This window comes from Stenotrophomonas sp. 86428_Sma (assembly GCF_056481585.1).
The window spans coordinates 4,648,739-4,669,743 of the sequence record NZ_CM151156.1 but is presented as its reverse complement, the minus strand read 5'-3'; the positions used below and the strand labels follow the sequence as shown (position 1 = coordinate 4,669,743).

Annotated in this window: 15 protein-coding genes; 7 read left to right on the top strand and 8 right to left on the bottom strand. The window is 67.0% G+C overall.

Annotated elements, in window-relative coordinates; all coding sequences use genetic code 11:
• Positions 1 to 33 precede the first annotated feature (33 nt).
• Both bioB and ACZK3J_RS21415 read right to left on the bottom strand, forming a co-directional pair.
• Positions 34 to 1,077 (bottom strand): biotin synthase BioB, encoded by a 1,044-nt coding sequence (bioB, locus tag ACZK3J_RS21420; RefSeq protein WP_478476228.1) that lies wholly within the window; start codon positions 1,075 to 1,077, stop codon positions 34 to 36.
• 158 nt (positions 1,078 to 1,235) lie between these two features.
• Complete coding sequence (locus ACZK3J_RS21415) at positions 1,236 to 2,642, bottom strand: hypothetical protein (protein ID WP_478476227.1); 1,407 nt, start codon at positions 2,640 to 2,642, stop codon at positions 1,236 to 1,238.
• Positions 2,643 to 2,984: 342 nt separating this feature from the next.
• On the opposite strand from ACZK3J_RS21415, the gene ACZK3J_RS21410 reads away from it, so the two are divergent.
• The 5 genes from ACZK3J_RS21410 (at position 2,985) to ACZK3J_RS21390 (ending at position 6,857) form a co-directional block, all read left to right on the top strand.
• Entirely contained in the window at positions 2,985 to 4,328 is a 1,344-nt protein-coding gene (locus tag ACZK3J_RS21410; RefSeq protein WP_414577006.1) for a chloride channel protein, read from the top strand.
• Positions 4,325 to 4,987 carry a hypothetical protein gene (locus ACZK3J_RS21405; protein WP_414577008.1) on the top strand — a complete coding sequence of 221 codons (663 nt, stop codon included), beginning with the start codon at positions 4,325 to 4,327 and terminating at the stop codon, positions 4,985 to 4,987. The genes ACZK3J_RS21410 and ACZK3J_RS21405 overlap by 4 nt, the downstream gene beginning before the upstream one ends.
• 97 nt (positions 4,988 to 5,084) lie before the next feature.
• Positions 5,085 to 5,780, top strand: coding sequence for a ComF family protein (locus ACZK3J_RS21400; protein WP_032127079.1), 696 nt, complete (start codon positions 5,085 to 5,087; stop codon positions 5,778 to 5,780).
• A 58-nt stretch (positions 5,781 to 5,838) separates the two neighbouring features.
• Entirely contained in the window at positions 5,839 to 6,390 is a 552-nt protein-coding gene (locus ACZK3J_RS21395; protein ID WP_049461697.1) for an HdeD family acid-resistance protein, read from the top strand.
• Positions 6,387 to 6,857, top strand: a complete 471-nt coding sequence (locus tag ACZK3J_RS21390; protein ID WP_121504185.1) for a SecDF P1 head subdomain-containing protein — start codon at positions 6,387 to 6,389, stop codon at positions 6,855 to 6,857. The genes ACZK3J_RS21395 and ACZK3J_RS21390 overlap by 4 nt, the downstream gene beginning before the upstream one ends.
• A 51-nt stretch (positions 6,858 to 6,908) precedes the next feature.
• Here ACZK3J_RS21390 and ACZK3J_RS21385 read toward each other — a convergent pair whose 3' ends face one another.
• From ACZK3J_RS21385 to ACZK3J_RS21360, 6 genes are all read right to left on the bottom strand, one after another.
• Positions 6,909 to 8,687, bottom strand: a complete 1,779-nt coding sequence (locus tag ACZK3J_RS21385; protein WP_414577010.1) for an MFS transporter — start codon at positions 8,685 to 8,687, stop codon at positions 6,909 to 6,911.
• A 152-nt stretch (positions 8,688 to 8,839) separates the two neighbouring features.
• The gene (gene nagA / locus ACZK3J_RS21380; protein ID WP_478476226.1) at positions 8,840 to 9,967 is read right to left on the bottom strand and encodes an N-acetylglucosamine-6-phosphate deacetylase; all 1,128 of its coding nucleotides are present in this window, start codon (positions 9,965 to 9,967) and stop codon (positions 8,840 to 8,842) included.
• Positions 9,964 to 10,740, bottom strand: coding sequence for a DeoR family transcriptional regulator (locus tag ACZK3J_RS21375; protein ID WP_014038836.1), 777 nt, complete (start codon positions 10,738 to 10,740; stop codon positions 9,964 to 9,966). The genes nagA and ACZK3J_RS21375 overlap by 4 nt, the downstream gene beginning before the upstream one ends.
• A 33-nt stretch (positions 10,741 to 10,773) precedes the next feature.
• Positions 10,774 to 12,108, bottom strand: a complete 1,335-nt coding sequence (locus tag ACZK3J_RS21370; protein WP_478476225.1) for a D-tagatose-bisphosphate aldolase, class II, non-catalytic subunit — start codon at positions 12,106 to 12,108, stop codon at positions 10,774 to 10,776.
• 16 nt (positions 12,109 to 12,124) lie between these two features.
• Positions 12,125 to 13,063, bottom strand: coding sequence for an ROK family protein (locus tag ACZK3J_RS21365; protein ID WP_478476224.1), 939 nt, complete (start codon positions 13,061 to 13,063; stop codon positions 12,125 to 12,127).
• Complete coding sequence (locus ACZK3J_RS21360; protein WP_005411499.1) at positions 13,056 to 14,210, bottom strand: SIS domain-containing protein; 1,155 nt, start codon at positions 14,208 to 14,210, stop codon at positions 13,056 to 13,058. Before ACZK3J_RS21360 ends, ACZK3J_RS21365 begins: the two co-directional genes overlap by 8 nt.
• A gap of 322 nt (positions 14,211 to 14,532) precedes the next feature.
• On the opposite strand from ACZK3J_RS21360, the gene ACZK3J_RS21355 reads away from it, so the two are divergent.
• Together ACZK3J_RS21355 and ACZK3J_RS21350 are read left to right on the top strand one after the other, a co-directional pair.
• Complete coding sequence (locus ACZK3J_RS21355; protein ID WP_478476223.1) at positions 14,533 to 17,892, top strand: TIM-barrel domain-containing protein; 3,360 nt, start codon at positions 14,533 to 14,535, stop codon at positions 17,890 to 17,892.
• A gap of 133 nt (positions 17,893 to 18,025) precedes the next feature.
• Positions 18,026 to 21,001 carry a TonB-dependent receptor gene (locus ACZK3J_RS21350; protein ID WP_478476222.1) on the top strand — a complete coding sequence of 992 codons (2,976 nt, stop codon included), beginning with the start codon at positions 18,026 to 18,028 and terminating at the stop codon, positions 20,999 to 21,001.
• The last annotated feature ends 4 nt before the right edge of the window (positions 21,002 to 21,005 follow it).

Here is a 21,005-nt window from a genome sequence, read left to right as displayed (position 1 = left end):
GCGCGTTGCCGCGACGCCTGCCTGCATCCCGTCTCAGGCCGCGTGAGCGCAGCCACAGCCGGGCGTATCGGCGCTGATATCGGCGTGCACGGTGCCGCCGTGGTCGTGGCCCTCGGCATCTACCTGCACCGCCATCGGTTGCAGGCCCAGGCGTGCGAACAAGGCCAGGTCGCGTTCGCTTTCCGGGTTGCCCGTGGTCAGCAGCTTGTCGCCATAGAAGATCGAATTGGCACCGGCCAGGAAGCACAGCGCCTGCAGTTCGTCGCTCATCGCCTCGCGCCCGGCGGACAACCGCACCATCGAGCGCGGCATGGCGATGCGCGCCACCGCGATCATGCGCACGAACTCGAACGGATCCAGCTCGGCACTGCCATGCAGCGGCGTGCCCGCCACCTGCACCAGCTTGTTGATCGGCACCGAATCGGGATGTGCCGGCAGCGTGGCCAGCGCCAGCAGCAGACCGACGCGCTGCGCGCGCGTCTCGCCCATGCCGACGATGCCGCCGCAGCAGGTCTTCAGGCCGGCATCACGCACGTGCTCCAGCGTGTACAGGCGGTCCTGGTACTGGCGCGTGTGGATGATCGAATCGTAGTAGTCCGGCGCGGTGTCGAGGTTGTGGTTGTAGTAGTCCAGGCCGGCGTCCTTCAGCGCACGTGCCTGTTCGCCACTGAGCATGCCCAGCGTGGCGCAGGTCTCCAGGCCCAGTGCCTTCACCCCGGCGATCATTGCCGCCACCTTCGGAATGTCGCGGTCCTTCGGCGATCGCCACGCGGCACCCATGCAGAAGCGCGACGCACCAGCGGCCTTGGCCTGGCGTGCCTTGGCCAGCACCGCATCGGTCTCCATCAGCTTCTGCGCGTTCACCCCGGTGCTGTAGCGCTGCGCCTGCGGGCAGTACGCGCAGTCTTCCGGGCAGCCGCCGGTCTTCACCGACAGCAACGTGGAGACCTGCACCTGCGAGGGGTCGAAATGCTCGCGATGGACCGCTGCGGCGCGGAACAGCAGCTCGGGGAACGGCAGATCGAACAGCGCCTGCAGTTCGTCGTGTTGCCAGTCGTGGCGGATGGCAGCAGCCATGGCGGGACCTTGGGTACGAGTGGAGCGAGGGCGGCAGTGTGGGTGGGCGTGCGCAGGCTGTCAACAATATTTATGTTCACATGGTTTACAGTGTTTGCACTCCGGGCGATCCCGCCCGGAGCGTTGCTTCTGTCGTCGAGCGCGAAAAGCGATCGGCATCAAGGCGTGTGCGGTGTTTCGCTGATCAGCGCGGTCACCTTGCCGAGGATGAAGGGACCGTCATCGAAGTAGCCGTGGCCCCAACCTTCGCGCTGGTCGGCATTGAGGTCATCAAGGGTCCACCAGCTCACCGCGCTTTCTCCCTTCCGGGCGAAGAACGCCTGGCAGGCCGAGATGTCTGCCCACGCCGCAGAGTTGCGATAGACGTTCTCCCGGGTGAAGAAGCGTTCCATGCCGAGCAGAGGCTCATCGGCAGCATCTTCGAAGATGTTGGACACGATGTAGAGCAGCGAACCGGGAAAGAACAGTGAGCGCTCGTTGGCTTCGTCGGCATCCCTCATCGCCAATTGCCGGAACCTCCCGATGCGGTTCTCGTGCTTCGAGATGGCATGCGCGAACCGACGACACGTCACCGCAGGCGCTTCGAGAATAAGGTCGAACGTCAGATCCGGAAGGATCTGCGCTGCCTGGTCCAACAGCTCGCACAGGAAGATGCTGCCGGCGCTGTGGCCGACGAGCGTGATGCGGGGAACAGAGGCTTCGGACTGCAACTGCCTGTGCAGCTCGCGCAGGAATCTGACGCCACCCGATGCCGGGCCGTCGAATGAATCCTGTGCATCCTTCTTCATGGGATTCCACCAGCCGATGCGCCCCACGTCATCGAGATAGAACTCACGCAGCACTTCTTCCACGATCACGGCAGAGACGGCGCCTGGGCGCCCTCGACCACTCTGCTGGCGCTGCCATACGCGTATCACCAGTCTGGCCACCTTGATGGCCAGCGCGATCCAATTCAATGCCATGGCCTTGTTGGGTGACGGAGTGCCAAACAGTTCCCTGGCCGTGCGCTCGTTGACGATGGCCGCGCGTTCGGCTGGCGGTTCGTGTGCCAGCATCTTGTTGGCGGGCGCCAGCGTCGCCTCCCTGTAATCGTCACGGGCCTCGGCAATGGCTTGGTTCACCTCGGGATCATCAGCGAATTCCTGCGCGAGATCTGACGAAAGGATCTCCTCGTCGGGTGGCGCGGCGTTGAGGATCTTCATGCCGGGCGTGAGAACCTGCCCGCCGCCTAGCTTTTCCAGGATCTTGTCGTGGACTTTCCTGAAGAGAAGTTTGGCGAGTACTGCACCCAGGATCTCGCCCAGGTTGTTCAACGGAGCTTCGATGTCACCCGTTTCCCAGACGAAGAACAAGGGGTAGGCCTGTGCCCGCACATAGGGGTCATGCAAGGCTTCTGCGATGCGCCGTCCACGCTTCTGCGAAACGCGGCCGCCATGTACATGGATAACGATTCCGGAAGGTGACCTGGCCTGCAGCGCGCGACCGACAATCCGGCGAAGGTCTGATTCCTGCAGCGTGCCATCACGAAGATGGATGATGTGATCCAGCGGGTCGTAGGCATTCATCTCACACTCCATTGTCATTGAGGATGTCGAGAACGAAGCAATTCACGCAGATGTCGGCACGCAGGTGCTGGCAAGCGCTACCGCGATGACGAGCGGTGGCGGCCTTTCGTTGCCGGCGGAGCTGCACCCTCTCCCCAGAGGGCAGCGGCTGCAATGCTACCTCCACGAGGCGCGTTGGACGAACCCGGCAGGAATCGGCCGGCCTTCACGCATGTGGGACGGCGTGCCATTGCTGCCAAAGCATGCGGTTCCCGGCGCGTGAGCGTATTCACCACATCCTGCAAGGCCTTCAGCCACAGTACCCGCTGTCCGCCTTCCTCCGCAGCGTCCAGACTGCCCCGCATGACCGATCTCGACCGCCTCCGCGGCCGCATCACCGCGCTGGTTCTCAGTGAGGCCTGGCGTCGCCGTGCCGCGCTCTGGGGCGGCGCTGTGGCCGTGGCGCTGGTGGCCATCCTGTTCGCCAAGGCCAGCGACGCGGCCTTCCATCTCTTCCAGCGCATTACCTCGCACTCGCCGTGGTGGGCCCTGCTGCTCACGCCGGGCATCTTCGCGCTGCTGGCCTGGCTCACTTCCGGTGTGCTGAAACCCACGCGGGGCAGCGGTATTCCGCAGGTCATCGCCGCGTTGGACAAGGCCGATGAGCCGTTCCGGAAGACTAATCTTTCACCTGCGGTCTCGGCCGGCAAGCTCCTGCTGACCTCGTTGTCGCTGCTCGGTGGCGCATCGGTGGGGCGCGAGGGTCCCACGGTGCATGTGGGCGCCAGCCTGATGTACCTGTTCGGCCGCTGGTTCGGTTTCAAGGATCCCCGCGAGCTCTCGCACTTCCTGCTGGCCGGTGGTGCGGCGGGTATCGCGGCGGCGTTCAACACGCCGCTGGCCGGCATCGTCTTTGCCATCGAAGAGCTCAGTGGCCGCTTCGAGCATCGCTTTTCCGGCACCCTGCTGACCGCGGTGATCGTCGGTGGCGTGGTGTCGCTGGGCCTGCTGGGCAACTACACCTACTTCGGTCATGTCAGCGCGCGCCTGCCACTGGGCCAGGGCTGGCTGGCGATCCTGCTGTGCGGCGTAGTGGCCGGGTTGCTGGGAGGCCTGTTCGCGCGCGCGGTGCTGGCCAGTGCGGCGGGCCGCCCGCGTTGGCTGGGCCAGCTGCGGCAGCGGCATCCCGTGCTGCTGGCTGCAGGCTGCGGCCTGGTGGTGGTGGCGCTGGCGTTGACGTTCGGCGAAGGCGCGTTCGGCACCGGCTACGAGCAGGCGCGAAGCCTGGTGCAGGGGCAGGCGATGGTCGGCCACGAGTTCGGGTTGATGAAGCTGCTGGCGAATCTGGCGTCCTACGTGGCGGGCATCCCCGGTGGCCTGTTCTCGCCGGCGCTGGCGGTCGGTGCCGGCCTTGGGCACAACCTCGCGGTGCTGATGCCGGGTGTGGATCCGCGTGCGTTCGTGCTGTTGGGCATGTGCGCCTATCTGACCGGCGTCACCCAGGCGCCACTGACCTCGGCGGTGATCTCGCTGGAGCTGACCGACAGTGGTGATCTGCTGCTGCCGATCCTGGCCACGGTGCTGATCGCGCGCGGCGTGTCCGGGTTGGTGTGCCGGGTGCCGATCTATCGCGGGCTGGCGGAGGTGTTGATGATGCCCGCCGTCGTGCCACACTCGCCTTCCAGCGGAAAGGATTTCACGAAGTGAGTTACACCATCGCCCCTGAACAGGTCATCGATTACCCGCCCGAGCGCTTGCGCGAGTTCCATGGCAGCGTGGTCGAGTACATCGACAACCGGGTGTTCATGCTGGATCCGGGGCAACTGGTCGGCGAACCTGCCGCGCAGGCCTACCGGGAGATCGCAGCCGGGATGTTCACCGCGCTGGGCTGGCAGGGAGATGGCCGCATCGAGCTGTTGTGGCTGCCCGCCTTCGTTTTCCCGCTGTCCGAGCACATGGCGGATGTCGGTGTTGGCGTCTGGCATGTCAAGCAGGACGAAGACGGCATCTCCTACCTGTTGTCGCCGGTGCCGATGCCGTTCGAGGCACTGCACAACACGCCACACTGGAAGGAGGTCCGCCAGGCGGCACACCGCAGGCGCGGTGCACTGGGCCGAGCGGTGGATGAAGTCCTGCACTATGTATGGGATCCAATAGGCATCCAGGCCAATCCGGACTGCCGTGGCGAGTACGCCGCCTACGCAGATCGCATCGAGTCCCAGCTGCTGCGCGGTGCAGGCGAACAGGACCTGTGTGCGGCCCTTGCCGGCATGGCGCGCAATGAGATGGGCGTCAATCCGGATGAGCGCAGGACCCAGCGCGCCGCCGCCGCCCTGGTGGCCTGGCGGGCATCCCTGCGTGACTGACCCGATGAGACGGCCGACAGCACTGCGTCCGCTTTCCTGACCGTCCGGTGTGGTTGCCGGTGATGGTTCCGGCATCGCTGCGCGGGCAGGTTGGGGTATGCCTCTTGCCTACCTCCCTCTACCGGCGGATTGGCCCGCAGTGCTGCTTCGCGTTCTGCTGCCACTGCGTTGCCTGGTCTGCAACGACCCGGGCCACGATGATCTTGACCTGTGCCGCGCCTGCCTTGCCGAGCTGCCGTGGGCCGGCCGCGCCTGCCTGCGCTGCGCATTGCCGCTGCCCGACAACGCCCTGATCGTCTGCGGCAGCTGCCGCGAGGAAGCGCCACCGCAGGCCGCTACCCATGCCAGCCTGTTGTACCTGCCGCCGGTCGACCAGCTGCTGGTGCGCTACAAGTTCCATCAGGATCTCGCCGCCGGTCGCCTGCTGGCGCAGTTGATGCAGCGCGCACCGCCGCCGTGGTCATGCCTACCTCTGGTGCCGGTACCGCTGCACCGGCGCCGCCTGCGCCAGCGCGGCTACAACCAGGCGGCAGAACTGTGCCGCCTGCTGCCGATGCCGGTCTGGCAGGGGCTGTACCGGCGGCGGCATACCGCGCCGCAGTCTGAGCGTACGGCCGAACAGCGCAGGGAAAACCTGTTCGATGCGTTCGATGTACGTGGTCCGGTGCCGCCGCGACTGACCGTGGTGGACGATGTGATGACCACCGGCAGCACGGTGATGGAGGTTGCGGAGACGCTGCGGTGGGTGGGAGCGGACGAGGTGCGGGTATGGGTCTGCGCGCGGGCGCCGTGATCGCCCTCTTCATCCCCAGGGGCTAGGATGAGCCCGGTTCCGGATCGAAGGAGTGGCGATGAATTCCCCCTTGTCTCCCCTGTTGTCGGCGGTTGGTCGTAGCTGGTGGATCCTGCTGCTGTATGGGCTGGTTGCGCTGGGCTTTGGCATCGTCGCCATCGGCTGGCCGCTGTCTGCAGCCATGGCATTGGCATGGACGCTGGGTGTGATGGCCATCGTTGAAGGTGTCATCAGCCTGTTCGCACTGGTCAGCGGCGGCAGCGGTGCCTCGCGTGGCTGGCTGGCGCTGTATGCCATCGCCTCGCTGGGCTTCGGCATCCTGGCGGTGATCAATCCGCTGGCCACCGCCAGCGTGCTGGTGCTGTTCCTGGCAGCGTGGCTGCTGGTGGCCGGCATCTATCGCATCGTGTTCGCGATCCGCGTGCGCAAGCAGATCCAGGGCGAGTGGCTGCTGATCCTCAGTGGCGTGCTGGCGGTGGTGCTGGGCGTGCTGTTCGCGGCCAACCCGTATGCGGGTGTGGCAGTGACCACGCTGTGGATTGGCATTGGCAGCCTGCTGTATGGGCTGCTGCAGGTGCTGGTGGCATTCAAGTTGCGGAAGTTGAAGTGAGGGCTGCGCTTCCCCTGTTGCTGGGCATGGCGTTGATCCTGACCGGATGTATGCCGGGCGCCACACCCGGTGTCTTGGCAGGCAAGGATCATGCACCACGCCCCGGCGTGGATGTGCGCCTGAGTGCGGTCGATGCAGCCGGCAAGGGCACATCGGTGCAGTGGCAGGGCGAGACCCTCGCCCTGCGCGAGCCCCCGATTGCCGGCAGCGCGGATATTGCCGATGTGCGCTATGTGCTGGATGAAGGCAAGCAGCCGGGCCTGCAGATCCGCTATCGGCCGGAGGCGCATCAGCGCATCCACGATGGCACCGCGGCACTGGTGGGCCAGCGTGCGGCGATCAGCGTGGATGGCCGCGTGCTGATGGTGGCGACGGTGCAGGGGCCGTTCGGCGAATCGATGATGCTGAGCGGCTTGTCCAGCGTTGCCGAAGCGCGGGAGCTGGCCAAGCACATCACTGGCGAATGACGGGCGCGCCATGAACCCGCGCTGCGCGCGGAGGTCGACCAAAGTCGACCGCTACCGGGCGAAGCGGGCCTCGATCTCTTCCAGCGACTTGCCCTTGGTCTCCGGCAGCCAGAACGCGGCCACCAGGAAGAACACGAAGGTGCAGGCCGCCCAGAACACGAACATGCTGGCGTAGCCATAGTGGCCCACCGTGGGCAGGAAGATCGCGGCGATAGTGGTCGACACGAACTGGTTGATCAGCAGCGCGATGCTCATGCCGTTGGAGCGGATGCGGTTCGGCATCAGCTCGGACAGCGCGAGCCACACGCAGACGCCGGGCCCGACCGCGAAGAATGCGACGAACACCAGGATGCAGGCGGCCACTGCCCAGCCGTGTGCCGGTGGCGGCACCGGGCCGATGCGGGCCTGCTCGATACGCAGCGGTGCCTGCGCTGCAGCGGCCGGATCGGCGAACGGGTTCAGATGCAGTTTGCGGAAGAACGCGCCGATCACGCTGTCCGGCTGCACGGTGCCGGCACGCTCGATGCGCAGCTCGCGGTCGGTCAGGTTGTCGCTGCGCAGGGCGCGCACATTGGTGAAGTCGCCGTAGGCGTAGGAGACGGTCAGCTGCAGCGGCCGGCCCTGGCTGTCGATGCCATTGCTCAGGCGCTGCCACTGCGCATCATCCAGCACCAGCTGCAGGCCGTCGCCGCTGACCGCCGCCTGCAGCTGCGGCTGCACGTCGGTGCGGCCGCGTTCGGCCTGGAAGAAGAGGGTGGCGGCGGCCAGCAGGGCCACGCAGATGCCGCCACTGCCGAGCATCAGCAGGAACTTGCGGCCCTTGCGGTCGACCAGCAGCAGCGCGACCACGGTCATCACCGCATTGAGCAGCTTGATCGCCACATCGGCACCATTGGCCACCGAGCCGGACAGGCCGGCCTGGTTGAGAATGTTCACCGCGTAGGCCAGCACCGAGTTGATGCCGGTGGCCTGGGTGCAGGCCAGCACTACGCAGGCGAGCAGGAACGGCACCACGTAGCGGCGGCTGAGCAGCGGGTCGCGCTTGCCGCTGCCGCTGCTCGATTCCGGTGCCTGGATCTGTGCAAGCGTCGGCTCCACCTCCGAAGCGGGCAGCACGCGCTGCAGGCTGCGGCGCGCATCATCGATGCGGCCGCGACGCACCAGCCAGCGCGGCGATTCGGACAGCCAGAAGATGCCAGCGCAGAACAGCAGGCCCGGTGCCAGGCAGGTCCAGAAGATGGTGCGCCAGGCGTGGTCCTTCACCGTGAACAGTTCCTGCGCCTGCTGCGCGACCGGCAGTGAGCGCACGGCTTCGGCGGCGGCATCCACGGCGTGGGCGTGGTAGAGGCCGATCAGGGCAGCCAGCACCAGGCCAACGGTCAGCAGCAGCTGGAACATGGCCGCGCCGCGCCCGCGTCGCTCGGGGCTGAGCACTTCGGCCAGGTACAGCGGAATCACCACGCCGATCAGGCCGCCACTGATGCCCTGCAGCAGCCGGCCGAGCAGCAGGGGCGTGTAGCCGGATGCCAGTGCCATGATCGGGATTGAGGCAGTGAACAGCAGGCCGGCCAGCAGCATCGCACCGCGGCGGCCGATCAGGTCGGCGACCATGCCGGCGAACAGCGAGGACAGCACGCTGCCCAGCAGCACTGCCGCGACGACGAAGCCGAGCTGCTGGCTGCTGAGCTGCCAGGCGTGGCTGGCAGTCGCTTCAAGATAGGGCAGGGCGCCGGCGATGATGCCGATGTCGATGCCGTACAGCAGGCCACCGAGGCCGCCGATGAAGAGCAGGTAGCGTACGGGCCAGCGCGGAGCGGTGCTTGCAGTCATCGGCATATCCCAGGAGGCGTTTCGGTGCGGATTGCCTTCGTAGAGTCGAGCTTGCTCGACTGACCGCGCGGGGCGCGGCAGAGCAGTCGAGCAAGCTCGACTCTACAAAGGCGGTGCGTCAGGCATTTCCGGCGTTAAGGAGCGGCGGCACGTCAGGCGTTTGCGGCGTTCAAATCAACTACGCGCCCGCCCACCACCACCTGCTGCAGGCGCAGCTCGGCGTCCAGCACCACCAGGTCGGCGCGGGCGTCGGGCGCGATGCGGCCGCGATCGTCCAGGCCCAGGTAGTCCGCCGGGAAGGTGGAAACACGTTGCGAGGCATCGGCCAGCTCCAGGCCGACGCGCACCAGATTGCGCAGCGCCTGGTCCATGGTCAGTGCGCTGCCCGCCAGCGAACCGGTAGCGAGGCGCACGCAGCCGCCACACTTGTGCACGCGCTGCTCGCCCAACGCGTACTCGCCGTCGGGCATGCCGGTGGCGGCAGTGGCGTCGGTCACCGCGTACAGGCGCGGGATCGCGCGCGCGGCCAGCCGGATCACGCCGGGGTGGATGTGCTGCAGGTCGGGAATGATCTCGGCGTACTGCGCATGTGCCAACGCCGCCGCTGCAATGCCCGGGCGATAGTGATCGACGCCGGTCATGCCGTTGAACAGGTGGGTGAAGCCGGAGGCGCCGGCCTGCAGCGCGGCCACGCCTTCCTCGTAGGTACCGGCGCTGTGACCGAGCTGCACTCGGATGCCCATCGCCGAGAGCGCGGGAATCAGCGCGGTGTGCTCACCGATTTCCGGGGCCAGCGTCATCACCCGGATCGGTGCCAGCGCATGCAGCTGCTGCACCAGTGCCAGCGTCGCCTCGATCGTGCGGTTGGGCTGCGCACCCAGACGCTGCGGGCTGATGAACGGTCCTTCCAGATGCACACCGACGATGCTGGCGGCGTCTGCATCGGGTGCCGCCATGGTGGCGGCCACGCCCTGCAGCGCGTACTCGATCTCGTCCAGCCCGGCGGTCATGGTGGTCGCCAGCAGCGTGGTGGTGCCGAAGCGAAGATGGGTGCGGGCGATGGTTCGCGCCACGTCGCCGCCCTGCATCAGGTCCACGCCGGCCGCGCCATGCACATGCAGGTCGATGAAGCCGGGCAGGATCACCGGCAGCTGCAGGTCGTCAGCGCCGCTGTGGTCATCCACCTGCAGCTGGCGCACGTGCGAATCGAAGTGGACGTGGCCACGCCGCCAACCCAGCGGGGTGAGGATGCGGCCATGCAGGGTGCGGGTGTCGGTCATGCGGTGGGCTCGGCGATGATCACTTCGATGCCCAGCCGCTGCAGCCCCTCACGGGTTGCATCGTCAATGCCGGCGTCGGTGATGATGGCGTGGATCTGATCCAGCAGGGCGATGCGATGCAGGCTGACGCGGCCGAATTTGGAGGCGTCGGTCAGCACCACGATACGGCGCGCACGCTCGACCATGCGATGGTTGAGGCGGGCTTCGGCTTCATCGTGGGTAGTCAGGCCGAACTGCAGGTCCAGGCCGTCCACACCCAGGAACAGGGTGTCGAAGCTGTACGAATTGAGGCTGGCCTCGGCCTGGCTGCCCTGCAGCGACAGCGACTGCTGGCGCAGCAGGCCACCGGTCAGCAGCACGGTGATGCCCGCGGCATTGGCCAGTTCCCAGGCGATGTTCAGGCCGTTGGTCATCACCGTCACGTCGCGATGCGCGCGCAGGTGGCGGGCCAGGGTCATCGTGGTCGAGCCGGAGTCGATGATGATGTTGTCGCCGGGCTGCACCAGGCGCGCAGCGCGCGCACCGATCGATTCCTTCAGCGGCAGGTTCAGCGCGTCTTTCTCGTGGATGTCCTGTTCCTGCGGCGGCGTACGAACGAGCGTGGCGCCGCCGTGGGTACGGTTGGCCAGGCCCTGCGACTCGAAGTGGGTCAGGTCGGCACGGATGGTCACCGCCGACACGCCGAAGCGCTCGACCAGATCGGCCACCTGCACCGAGCCATGCTCGATCAGCAGCTGCAGGATCTGTTGCCGGCGGGAGCGGGTGTTGCGCATGGCCATTCTCGGTTTCGCGGGAAAAGGTAGAGATTAGCCGTTCGCAGCAACGCCGGCAGCCGAGCCCGCGTTCTGCGTGCGGGGGCCGGCCTGGTTGGCGCTGCAGGCGCGGGCGTATTCGCCCAGGCACAGGCCGATACGGTGCTGCACCAGTGCGGTGGGCGTGTTGGCCAGGCGGCCCTCGCGCACGGCGCGGTACTGCTCCGGCAGGTACTGGCTGAGCAGCACCAGCGGCGGCGCATGCTGCTCCAGGTTGGCGAACAGGGTCTGCACCGCCTGCACCAGCGCCGGCTCGCCCCAGTAGTAGCGGCAGCGGTCGCTGAAGGAGTAACTGCGCAGCAGGCGCAGCGCCGCCTCATCGCCCTGGTAATAGGACTGCCAGTACTTCGGCTGCGCCAGCATCACCTCGTCCAGCACCTGCGGCAGGCGCGAGCACTGCGCGGCTGGCAGCAGCTCGGCCTCGATCGCGGCCAGCGCGAACAGCGCCTCGCGATAGGCGAAGGTGGCGGCCGGGCCGACCTTGAGGATGGCGAAGTGGTCGCGTACCAGCGCGTGTAGGCCACTTTCGCGCTGGTAGTCGGTGGAATGCGCCTCGAACACGATGCGCGGCTGCTGTTCGAGGAAGCCGGCCAGCGCACTGGCGGCGGCCGCGTCGTATTCGTGCACGCTGCTGTGGTCGAAATCCACGCCGGGCTGCACCACCATCGCGATCACGCGCTGCCACGCATCGCGCAGCTGCGGGGTATCGAACGCCTGCTGGTGGATGGCCAGGGTCTGCGCGGCGGCGGCCGGCGTGGTCACCTGCAGGCCTTCGGCCAGCGAGGCTTCGCCACCCGGAATCGGCACTTCGGTACCGATCACGTAGACCGGCGGCAGCAGGCCGTGTTCGGCGGCGGTACGCTCGGCAATCTCGGCCAGCTCGGCCGAACGCGCGGCAACGATGGCGTCGGGCAGCGGCACCGGGTCATCGGCGCAGGACATGCTGCAGTCCAGGTGGATCTTGTGGAAGCCGGCGGCGACGTAGGCTTCGATCAGCACGCGCGCGTGGCTCATCGCTTCGGCGGCCGGGCGCTTCTGCCAGGCATTCGGGCCGAGGTGGTCACCGCCCAGGATCAGCCGTTCGCGCGGGAAGCCTTCCTCATCGGCCAGCGTGCCCACGTAATCGCGGTACTGCGGCGGGGTCATGCCGGTGTAGCCGCCGAACTGGTCGACCTGGTTGGAGGTGGCCTCGATCAGCAGCACGGTGCCGTGTGCCAGCGCCACGTGCATGGCCGCGCGCAGCACCTGCTCGTTGCTGCAGCAGACGCTGTACAGGCCGATGTTGGCACCGGCGCGGTGGGAGGCAAGCAGGGTCTGCAACGGGGACATGGTCAGGCTCCGGACATCAGGAAAACGAGGGTTGGCAGGCGAGCAGGGCAGCACCACGTGCGCCACCGGCATCGCCGAAGCGTGGTGGCACGATCGGTGGCACCTGCACACCGTTGAACAGATGGGCGGCGATGGCGGCGGGCAGGTGCTCGTACAGCGGCGCGTACTGCGAAAGACCGCCGCCGAGCACGATCACGTGCGGGTCCAGCGCCAGCACCAGCGCGGCCAGACTATGGCCGAGCAGGTCGCGATGGATGTCCAGCGCCTTGCGCGCGCGCGCATCGCCGGCTTCGGCCAGAGCGATCACCGCGCTGGCGTCGGCGGCGCTGCCACCGAGGTGACGCTCGATCATCGCCACGCCACTGCCGGACACATAGCGCTCCACGCAGCCCTGCAGGCCGCAGGCGCAGTCGATCAGCGGCAGGCCGTGGCGCTGCAGCAGATGACCGGGCACGCTCCAGTGGCCCCATTCGCCGGCCAGCCCGTTGAAACCGGACAGCAGGCGGCCGTGCAGGCAGAAACCACCGCCAGCGCCGGTGCCGAGGATGGCGCCGAACATGCTGGGATAGCCGTCGGCGGCACCGCCGTGTGCTTCCGACAGGGCAAAACACTGCAGGTCGTTACCGAAATGCAGCGGCCGCTGCAGGCGTGCCTGCAGGTCGGCGGCCACGCTGTGGCCGGTCAACGCAGGCACGTTCGCGCTGAGCTGGCGGCCGCTGCGGCGGTCGCGCACGCCGGGTAGAGCGATGCCGATGGCCGCATCACTACGGCCCAGCGCGGCATCGGCCTCGGCGACCAGGGTCACCACCGCCTGCAGGAAACCGCCGTAGTCGCCCTGCGGCGTGGCCACGCGGCGGCGCCAGGTGACCTGCATCGCCGCATCGCACGCCACCAGCTCGATCTTGGTGCCGCCGATGTCGATGCCGTAGCAGGCGTGGGCGATCAGCTCAGCCATGGTGGATGGTGACGCCCTTGACCACGCGGTTGACGGTGCCATCCGGGAACGGATTGTCCGGGGTCAGGCCGAGTGCGGCCGAGCGCTGCAGCGCGAACAGCTGCGCAAAGCCCAGCCACACCGGTGCCAGCCACGGATCATCCAGTGCCGGTACGGTGAGGGTGTACTCGTCGTCCGCACCGATGTCCGAATGCGGGCCGATCGCCAGTACCTGGCCGGCCACGCCATCGCGGCGCAGTTCTTCCAGCAGGTCCTGTTCGTAGCGGCGCGCCAGCGGCTGCACGCTGCGCAGCACCACCACCAGGGTGTTGCCGTCCAGCGTCGACTTCGGGCCATGGCGGAAGCCCAGCGGGGTGTTGGCCAGCGCCAGCACGCGGCCGGCGGTCAGTTCCAGCACCTTCAGCGCACACTCGCGTGCCAGCGCTTCCAGCGGGCCGCTGCCGAGGTAGATGATGCGGTTGAACGGGCGCTGTGCCAGCGCGGCCACCGGTGCATCCCACTGTGCCTGGCCTTCGCGGGCCAGCGCGGCGATCTGCTTCAGGCGCGCCACGCGCGCGTCCCACGGCGAACGATCGAACACGGTTAGCGCGGCCAGCAGCATGCAGGTCAGGCTGCTGGTCATGGCGAAGGCACGGTCGCAGCTGGCCGAGGGCATCAGCAGGGTGCAGGTATCGGCACGGCCGGCGCCACGTCGGGCCAGTTCGCCATCGGCATTGCAGGTGATGTCGAGGAAGCGCGCGTCATCCACGTCGCTGCGCACGCGGTCGACTGCCGCCACGCTCTCCGGGCTGGAACCGCTGCGGCCGAACGAGACCAGCAGGGTCGGGCGGTCGCGCTGCAGGTACAGCGCCGGGTGGGTCAGCAGGCTGGTGGTGTGCACCACGCGCACATCGGCTGGCCACTGCGCGTTGATCGCATCGGCCACCATTTCGGCGATGAAGCCGGAGCTGCCGGCGCCGGTGAACAGCACGCGCTGGTTGGGATCGTTGAGGCTGTCGCCGAGGAAGGCCTGCAGGCGGTCGCGGGCACGCGACAGGTCCTGTGCGAGGGCTTCCCACAGCGCAGGCTGCTGGGCGATTTCGGTAGCGGTATCGGCTCCGCCAAGGCGCTGCCAGGCGGACACATCGGAAAGCAGGGTGACGTCCATTCGGAGGTTCCAGTTGGGCCAGCGCACCATCTGTGTTTTCTTTCGAAATGTCAAATAGCGAAAGTAAAAAGAAAGAAAATGGCGTGGTGACTTTTCCCGCCCGGGTGTGCTCGGGAAAACGAAAGAACGGGCCGGATGCCGTATCGCACAATGCTTAACAGGCGCCTGCAAGCGCTTACACAAAGTATTGCGGTGCAACAACTTTCGTTTCAATAGAATATATCTTCCTTTTTCCTTTCAATTTGTTGACATCTTTCGAATCGCTGCCCTAGAGTCGGCCCAATCGCTTTCGAAACGCCCGGTGAACGGGTTGGGAGTCCGCGTGGAAATCTGCGTTCGTCGCTCGCCGCTGATGCTGGCCCTGTTGCCGGCATTGATGCTGGCGTCCATGCCGGCCCGGGCCGAGCCGGTCGGCAACCTGCGTTCGGTCAGCGCCAGCGCCAGCCGCGACGGCGTGCAGGGCTGGGATCTGCAGACCGACAAGGGCGCGCGCATCCGCATCGAACTGCCGGCTACCGACATCATCCGCGTGCAGGCCGGCCGCAACGGCACGCTGACCGGCGCCGGCGACAAGGCCGCACCGATCGTGTTGCCGCAGCCCAAGGCGAACGTACAGGCGCAGCTGGAAGAAGACGCGCAGGAAATCCGCGTGCGTACCGATGCACTGGTGCTGCATGTGCAGCGGCAGCCGTTGCGCCTGCGCCTGGAGCGCCTGGACAACGGCCAGCCCACCGCGCTGTGGCAGGAACTGCAGCCGCTGGACCTGGATGCCACGCAGAGCGTGCAGGTGCTGTCCTCGCAGGCCGATGAAGGCTATTTCGGTGGCGGCCAGCAGAACGGCCGTTACCAGTTCAAGGGCCGCGAGCTGGAAGTGTCCTACTCCGGCGGCTGGGAAGAGGGCGACCGCCCCAGCCCGGCGCCGATGCTGCTGAGCAGCCGCGGCTGGGGCATGCTGCGCAATACCTGGAGCGATGGCAGCTACGATCTGCGCGAGGCCGACCAGGCCACGCTGCTGCATCGCGAAGACCGCTTCGATGCGTACTACTTCGTCGGCGCCGACCTGCCGAAACTGATCGAGCGCTACACCCAGCTGACTGGTCGCCCCAACATGGTCGCGCGCTGGGCGCTGTCCTACGGCGATGCCGATTGCTACAACGACGGCGACAACAGCAAGAAGCCCGGCACCGTGCCCGAAGGCTGGAGCGACGGCCCGACCGGCACCACCCCGGATGTGATCGACAGCGTGGCCAAGCAGTACCGCGCCCACGACATGCCCGGTGGCTGGATCCTGCCCAATGATGGTTACGGCTGCGGTTACAAGCAGTTGCCGGAAACAGTGAAGGGCCTGGCCGGCTATGGTTTCCGCACCGGCCTGTGGACCGAGAACGGCGTCGACAAGATCGCCTGGGAAGTGGGCAAGGCCGGCAGCCGCGTGCAGAAGCTGGACGTGGCCTGGACCGGCAAGGGCTACCAGTTCGCGATGGACGCCAACCGCCAGGCCTTCAACGGCATCCTCGACAATTCCGATTCGCGCCCGTTCCTGTGGACGGTGATGGGCTGGGCCGGCATCCAGCGCTATGCCGTAGCGTGGACCGGCGACCAGAGCAGCAGCTGGGACTACATCCGCTGGCATGTGCCGACCCTGGTCGGTTCGGGCCTGTCCGGCATGGCCTACGCCAGCGGCGATGTCGATGCGATCTTCGGCGGCAGCGCCGAGACCTTCACCCGCGACCTGCAGTGGAAGGCGTTCACTCCGGTGCTGATGGGCATGAGCGGCTGGTCGTCGAACGCGCGCAAGCACCCGTGGTGGTACGACGAGCCCTACCGCAGCATCAACCGCGACTACCTGAAGTTGAAGATGCGCCTGACCCCGTACATGTATGGGCTGGTGCACGAGGCCGCGCAGAGCGGCGCGCCGCCGGTGCGTGGCCTGATGTGGGACAACCCGCGCGATCCGCATGCGCAGGATGAAACCTACAAGTACCAGTTCCTGCTCGGCCGCGACCTGCTGGTGGCACCGGTGTATCGCAGCCAGGCCGCAAGCCGTGGCTGGCGCCGCGACATCCACCTGCCTGCCGGCGGCTGGATCGACTACTGGGATGGCCGCCGCGTGCAGGCCGCCGCCGATGGCCGCCAGCTCGACCGCCAGGTGGACCTGGCCACGCTGCCGGTGTTCGTGCGTGCCGGTGCGATCCTGCCGATGTACCCGTCAATGCTGTTCGATGGCGAAAAGCCACTCGATGAGGTGACGTTCGACCTGTACCCGCAGGGCGAGTCGCAGTACACGCTGTACGAAGACGATGGCAACACCCGCCGCTACCAGCAGGGTGAATCGAGCACGCAGCAGATCCGCGTGCAGGCGCCGGCGCAGGGCAGCGGCCCGGTGCAGGTGCAGATTGATGCCGTGCAGGGCCAGTACAACGGCCAGCTGGCGCAGCGTCGTTATGGCCTGCGCGTGCTCAGCCGCCAGGCGCCGCGCGCGGTACAGGCCGGTGGTCGCGCGCTGCCGGCGCTGGCCGATGCCGCCGCGTTCAACAACGCCAGTGAAGGCTGGTACTTCGATGCCAAGGAGCGTCGTGGCACCGTGCATGTGCGCACCGCCGCCCAGGACATCCGCCAGCCGTTGCAGTTGCAGCTGGACTTCGCGGTGGCTGCCGCGGCCGCCGACGATGCCTATCCGGCCGCGCCGGTGCTGGGCCGCGAACTGCCGGCCGACAGCCTGCTGGTGGTCAATCGCCCGGCCGAAGAGCCTGGCCATGCGCTGGAAAATGCCTTCGACGACGATCCGGCCACCTGGTTCCGCAGTGTGCGCAACCAGGCCGTGCGCACCGGTGCGCACGAGTGGGTGATCGGCTTCGGTGAGCGCAGGATGATCGACGGCATCGACATCGCGCCGCGCAACGACAAGAACTGGAAGCACGGCCAGGTGCGCGACTACGAGGTGTACCTGGGCGACAGCAATGGCGAGTGGGGCGAGCCGATCGCACGTGGCCGCCTGCAGTTGAAGGAGGGCGTGCAGCGCATCGCGTTCCCGGCCCATGCCGGGCGCCTGCTGCGCTTCCGCGTGCTGAGCGTGCAGAACCCCGAAGGCGACGGCGCCAGCAGCACCGACCCGATGGTCACCGCCGCACAGGGCAGCGCCCGCGCATTCGATGCACTGCAGCCACGCGACGTCGGCCCGATCGCCTTGTCCACCTTCCACATCCTCGAACACCAGGAACCGGAGCGACCGGCCCGGCAGCGCTATCTCTCCGAGCTGCCGGTGCCGGCCGCGCTGGCCAGCCAGGTGCGCACCGACCAGTCCTTCCGTGGCGACGCCGGCATGCGCATGAACCGCCTGCAGTTCCGCCGTGGCCTGGGCGTCGGCGCCAACAGCCGCATCGACCTGCGCCTGCAGGGTGGCTGGCACCTGCTGCGTGCCGACCTCGGCATCGACGACGCCTGCCGCACCGCCGGTGGCCTGCAGTTCCAGGTCTGGGGTGACAACCGCCTGTTGTATGACAGCGGCCTGGTGAAGGCACCCGGCGTGGTCAAGCCGGAGCTGGACATCCGAGGCCTTTCCACCCTGAGCCTGCGCACGCTGGGTGCGCAGGGCAGTCAACCCGCCCAGGTCTGCGCCAACTGGGCCAATGCCGTACTGATCGGCCAGGAGGGCGACTCCGCCAGCATCGTCGCCCCATGACCCCCTCGTAACACCGCTCCTCCCCCCGCCCATTCCGACTACGGCCCTCGTGGCCGTGGCCCGGGAGCGTTTTGCCCGCCGAACGCCCACGCGCTCACTTATTGCGCTGCACCCCTGCCAGGAGAGAACCCCGATGTTGCCCGCCCGCCACCACCGCCCCCCCTGTCGTTCGATCGCTCCGCTGTCGCTGGCCATCGCCGGCGTGCTGCTGTCGGTCGCCGTTCCTGCCTTCGCCCAGGAGAGCAAGGACAAGGCCACCGACCTGGCCCGCATCGAGGTCACCGGTTCCAACATCCGCCGCACCGACGTGGAAACCGCCTCGCCGGTGCAGGTGATCAGCAAGCAGGATATCCAGAACATGGGTGCGCGCACGCTGCTGCAGGTGCTCGACAACCTGCCGGCCGCCCGCCCGGCGCAGCAGGACGCGCGTTCGCTGTTCACCGGTTCCGATGGTGCCTCGCAGGCCAATCTGCGTGGCCTCGGTGCCCAGGGCACGCTGGTGCTGCTGAACGGTCGCCGCCTGTCGTACTACGGTGCACCGGCCGGCTTCCAGACCCAGTTCGTCAACATCGATGCGATTCCGGCCGCGGCCATCGAGCGCATGGAAGTGCTGACCGACGGCGCCTCGGCGGTGTACGGCACCGACGCGGTGGCCGGCGTGATCAACGTGATCACCAAGCGCAACTTCCAGGGGGCCGAGGTCAGCTTCACCAACGACACCTCTTCGCGCATCGACTCCTACGGCGAACGCCAGGCCAGCATCACCGCCGGCTTCGGTGACCTGGCCGAGAACCGCTTCAACATCTACGGCGCGGTGAACATGTACCGCCGCGACGCGATCCCGCTGAGCGATTTCTACGACAAGCGGCCCGACCAGTACTACGTCAACAATCCGAACTACCTCAACAACCTGCGCCTGGGCGTGGGCAGCAAGCCGGGTGAATTCAATCCGGGCACTTACTTCGCCTTCGATCCAGTCACCGGCCGCCGTGTGCAGGAAGCTGCGCCGGGTTGCAGGAACGTGCTGACCAGTGAAGCGGCCGGTCCGCGTTGCGTCTGGGAAACCTGGATGAACAACGAGATCGACGCCGGTGCCAAGTCCGAGCGCAACACCGCCTACCTCAACGGCACCTTCCTGGTCGGTGACAGCACCGAGATCTTCGCCGAGGCGACCTACACCGACATCGACCTGCGTGCCAACGGCGGCACGCCGCGCACCTACGGCACCACCACCGGCAACCCGACCAGCTGGTTCTCGCGCAATACCGGCAACACCGTCAACCAGTTCCTGTACCCGTTCCTGGGCCCGAACAACGAATACAACCACGCCAGCCCGCAGATGAAGGCGATGATGGGCGGTGTGGTCGGCCTGAACTACCTGCTGCAGGATGCCGGCCCGAACTATTTCGGCCAGCGCAATACCGACAAGAGCTACCGCGTGCTGGCCGGTGCGCGTGGCAACCGGGGCGACTGGAACTGGGAAACCGCGTTCGCCAGCGCCGGCACCCACTCCACCACCTACCAGACGATCAACGTCAACACCAAGGGCTTCGAGAAGGCCTTCGGCCCGTACACGATCGATCCGGGCACCGGCCGCGTGATCATTTCCGACCATCCGGCGTACAAGTTCGGCGAGATCAGCGAAGCCAACGCCGCGCTGATCCGTGAAGCGTTCCCGACCTTCGACATCCAGTCGTGGACCCGCCTGCACACCCTCGACGGCAAGATCGAAGGCCCGCTGTTCCAGCTGCCGGCCGGCGAGATGCGTGCGGCATTCGGCTTCAACGCCAGCCGCGAAACCTTCTACACTCCGGGCAACGCCGACGCCGCCAACGGTCTGATCACCCAGCAGGGCGGTTCCTGGTTCGACGGCAAGCGCAACACCTACGCGCTGTTTGCCGAAACCGTGGCGCCGATCACCGACAAGCTGGAACTGGATGCGGCGGTGCGCGTGGACAAGTACCCGAACTTCAGTGCCAACGTGGCACCGAAGATCGGCTTCAAGTACCAGGCGTTCGACCAGCTGATGCTGCGCGGTACCTACTCCACCGGCTTCCGTGCACCGAGCCTGGCCGAGTCCGGCAATGGCGGCGTGTTCGCGCAGCTCGGCGGCTTCCGCGACGAGCTGCGCTGCAACGAGACCAACGCCATCGCCAACCTGTTGCTGAAGTCGCAGCGGCCGGGTGATGTCGACCTGGGCAAGAACATGCTGAACGTCGACTGCAGCCGCACCGTGGCCCGCATGACCCAGCCGAACAAGGACCTGAAGCCGGAGAAGGCGAAGATCGCCACCCTCGGCTTCGTCTACGAGCCGGCGAGCTGGCTGTCGGTGTCGGCCGACTACTGGTTCATCTACCGCAACAACGAAATCGTCGCGCCGGACTATCGCCGCATGGAAGACATCATCTCGATGTCGCGCTCGCCGATCACCGACAGCGACCGCGCCAACCTGGCGCAGCTGGCGGCCATGTGTGCCGACCCGGCCAGTGGCGTGAGCTGCCCGTCGGTGCTGCCGGGCTATTCGGCCGGCAACGTGGCCAGCGTGGTGGGCCAGTACAAGAACCGAGGCAAGACCCTGATCGACGGCTTCGACATCGATGCGCGCAGCCGTTTCTCGCTGGGCGACTGGGGCAACCTGAACATCGGCCTGGCCGCCACCATCGCCAACCGCAACCGCTTCTACATGGATGCGGAGAACGGCTGGTACTACGGCGACGTGGTCGGCTACTACAACAACCCGCGCCTGCGTGCCACGCTCAATGCCGACTGGACCTACAAGCAGGTGACCACCAGCATGTTCGTCAACTACGTGGGCGGCACCAAGTGGGCCACCGACCAGGTTGATGAGGTGAGCAACAACAAGGAAACCTGCACCGGCGGCTACCTGGCCCTGCAGAAGAGCAAGTGCGATGGTGCGCCGTCGTGGTGGACTGCCAACATGAGTGTCACCTGGCGCCCGGATGACGCGTGGAACCTGAGCTTCACCGTCAAGAACCTGTTCAACCGCCTGCCGTTCTACGATCCGAACAGCTTCCTGGGTGACTCCAGTGACTACGCAACCATCTTCGGTCGTGGTTACAGTGTGACTGTCGGTTACCGGTTCAAGTAATTCC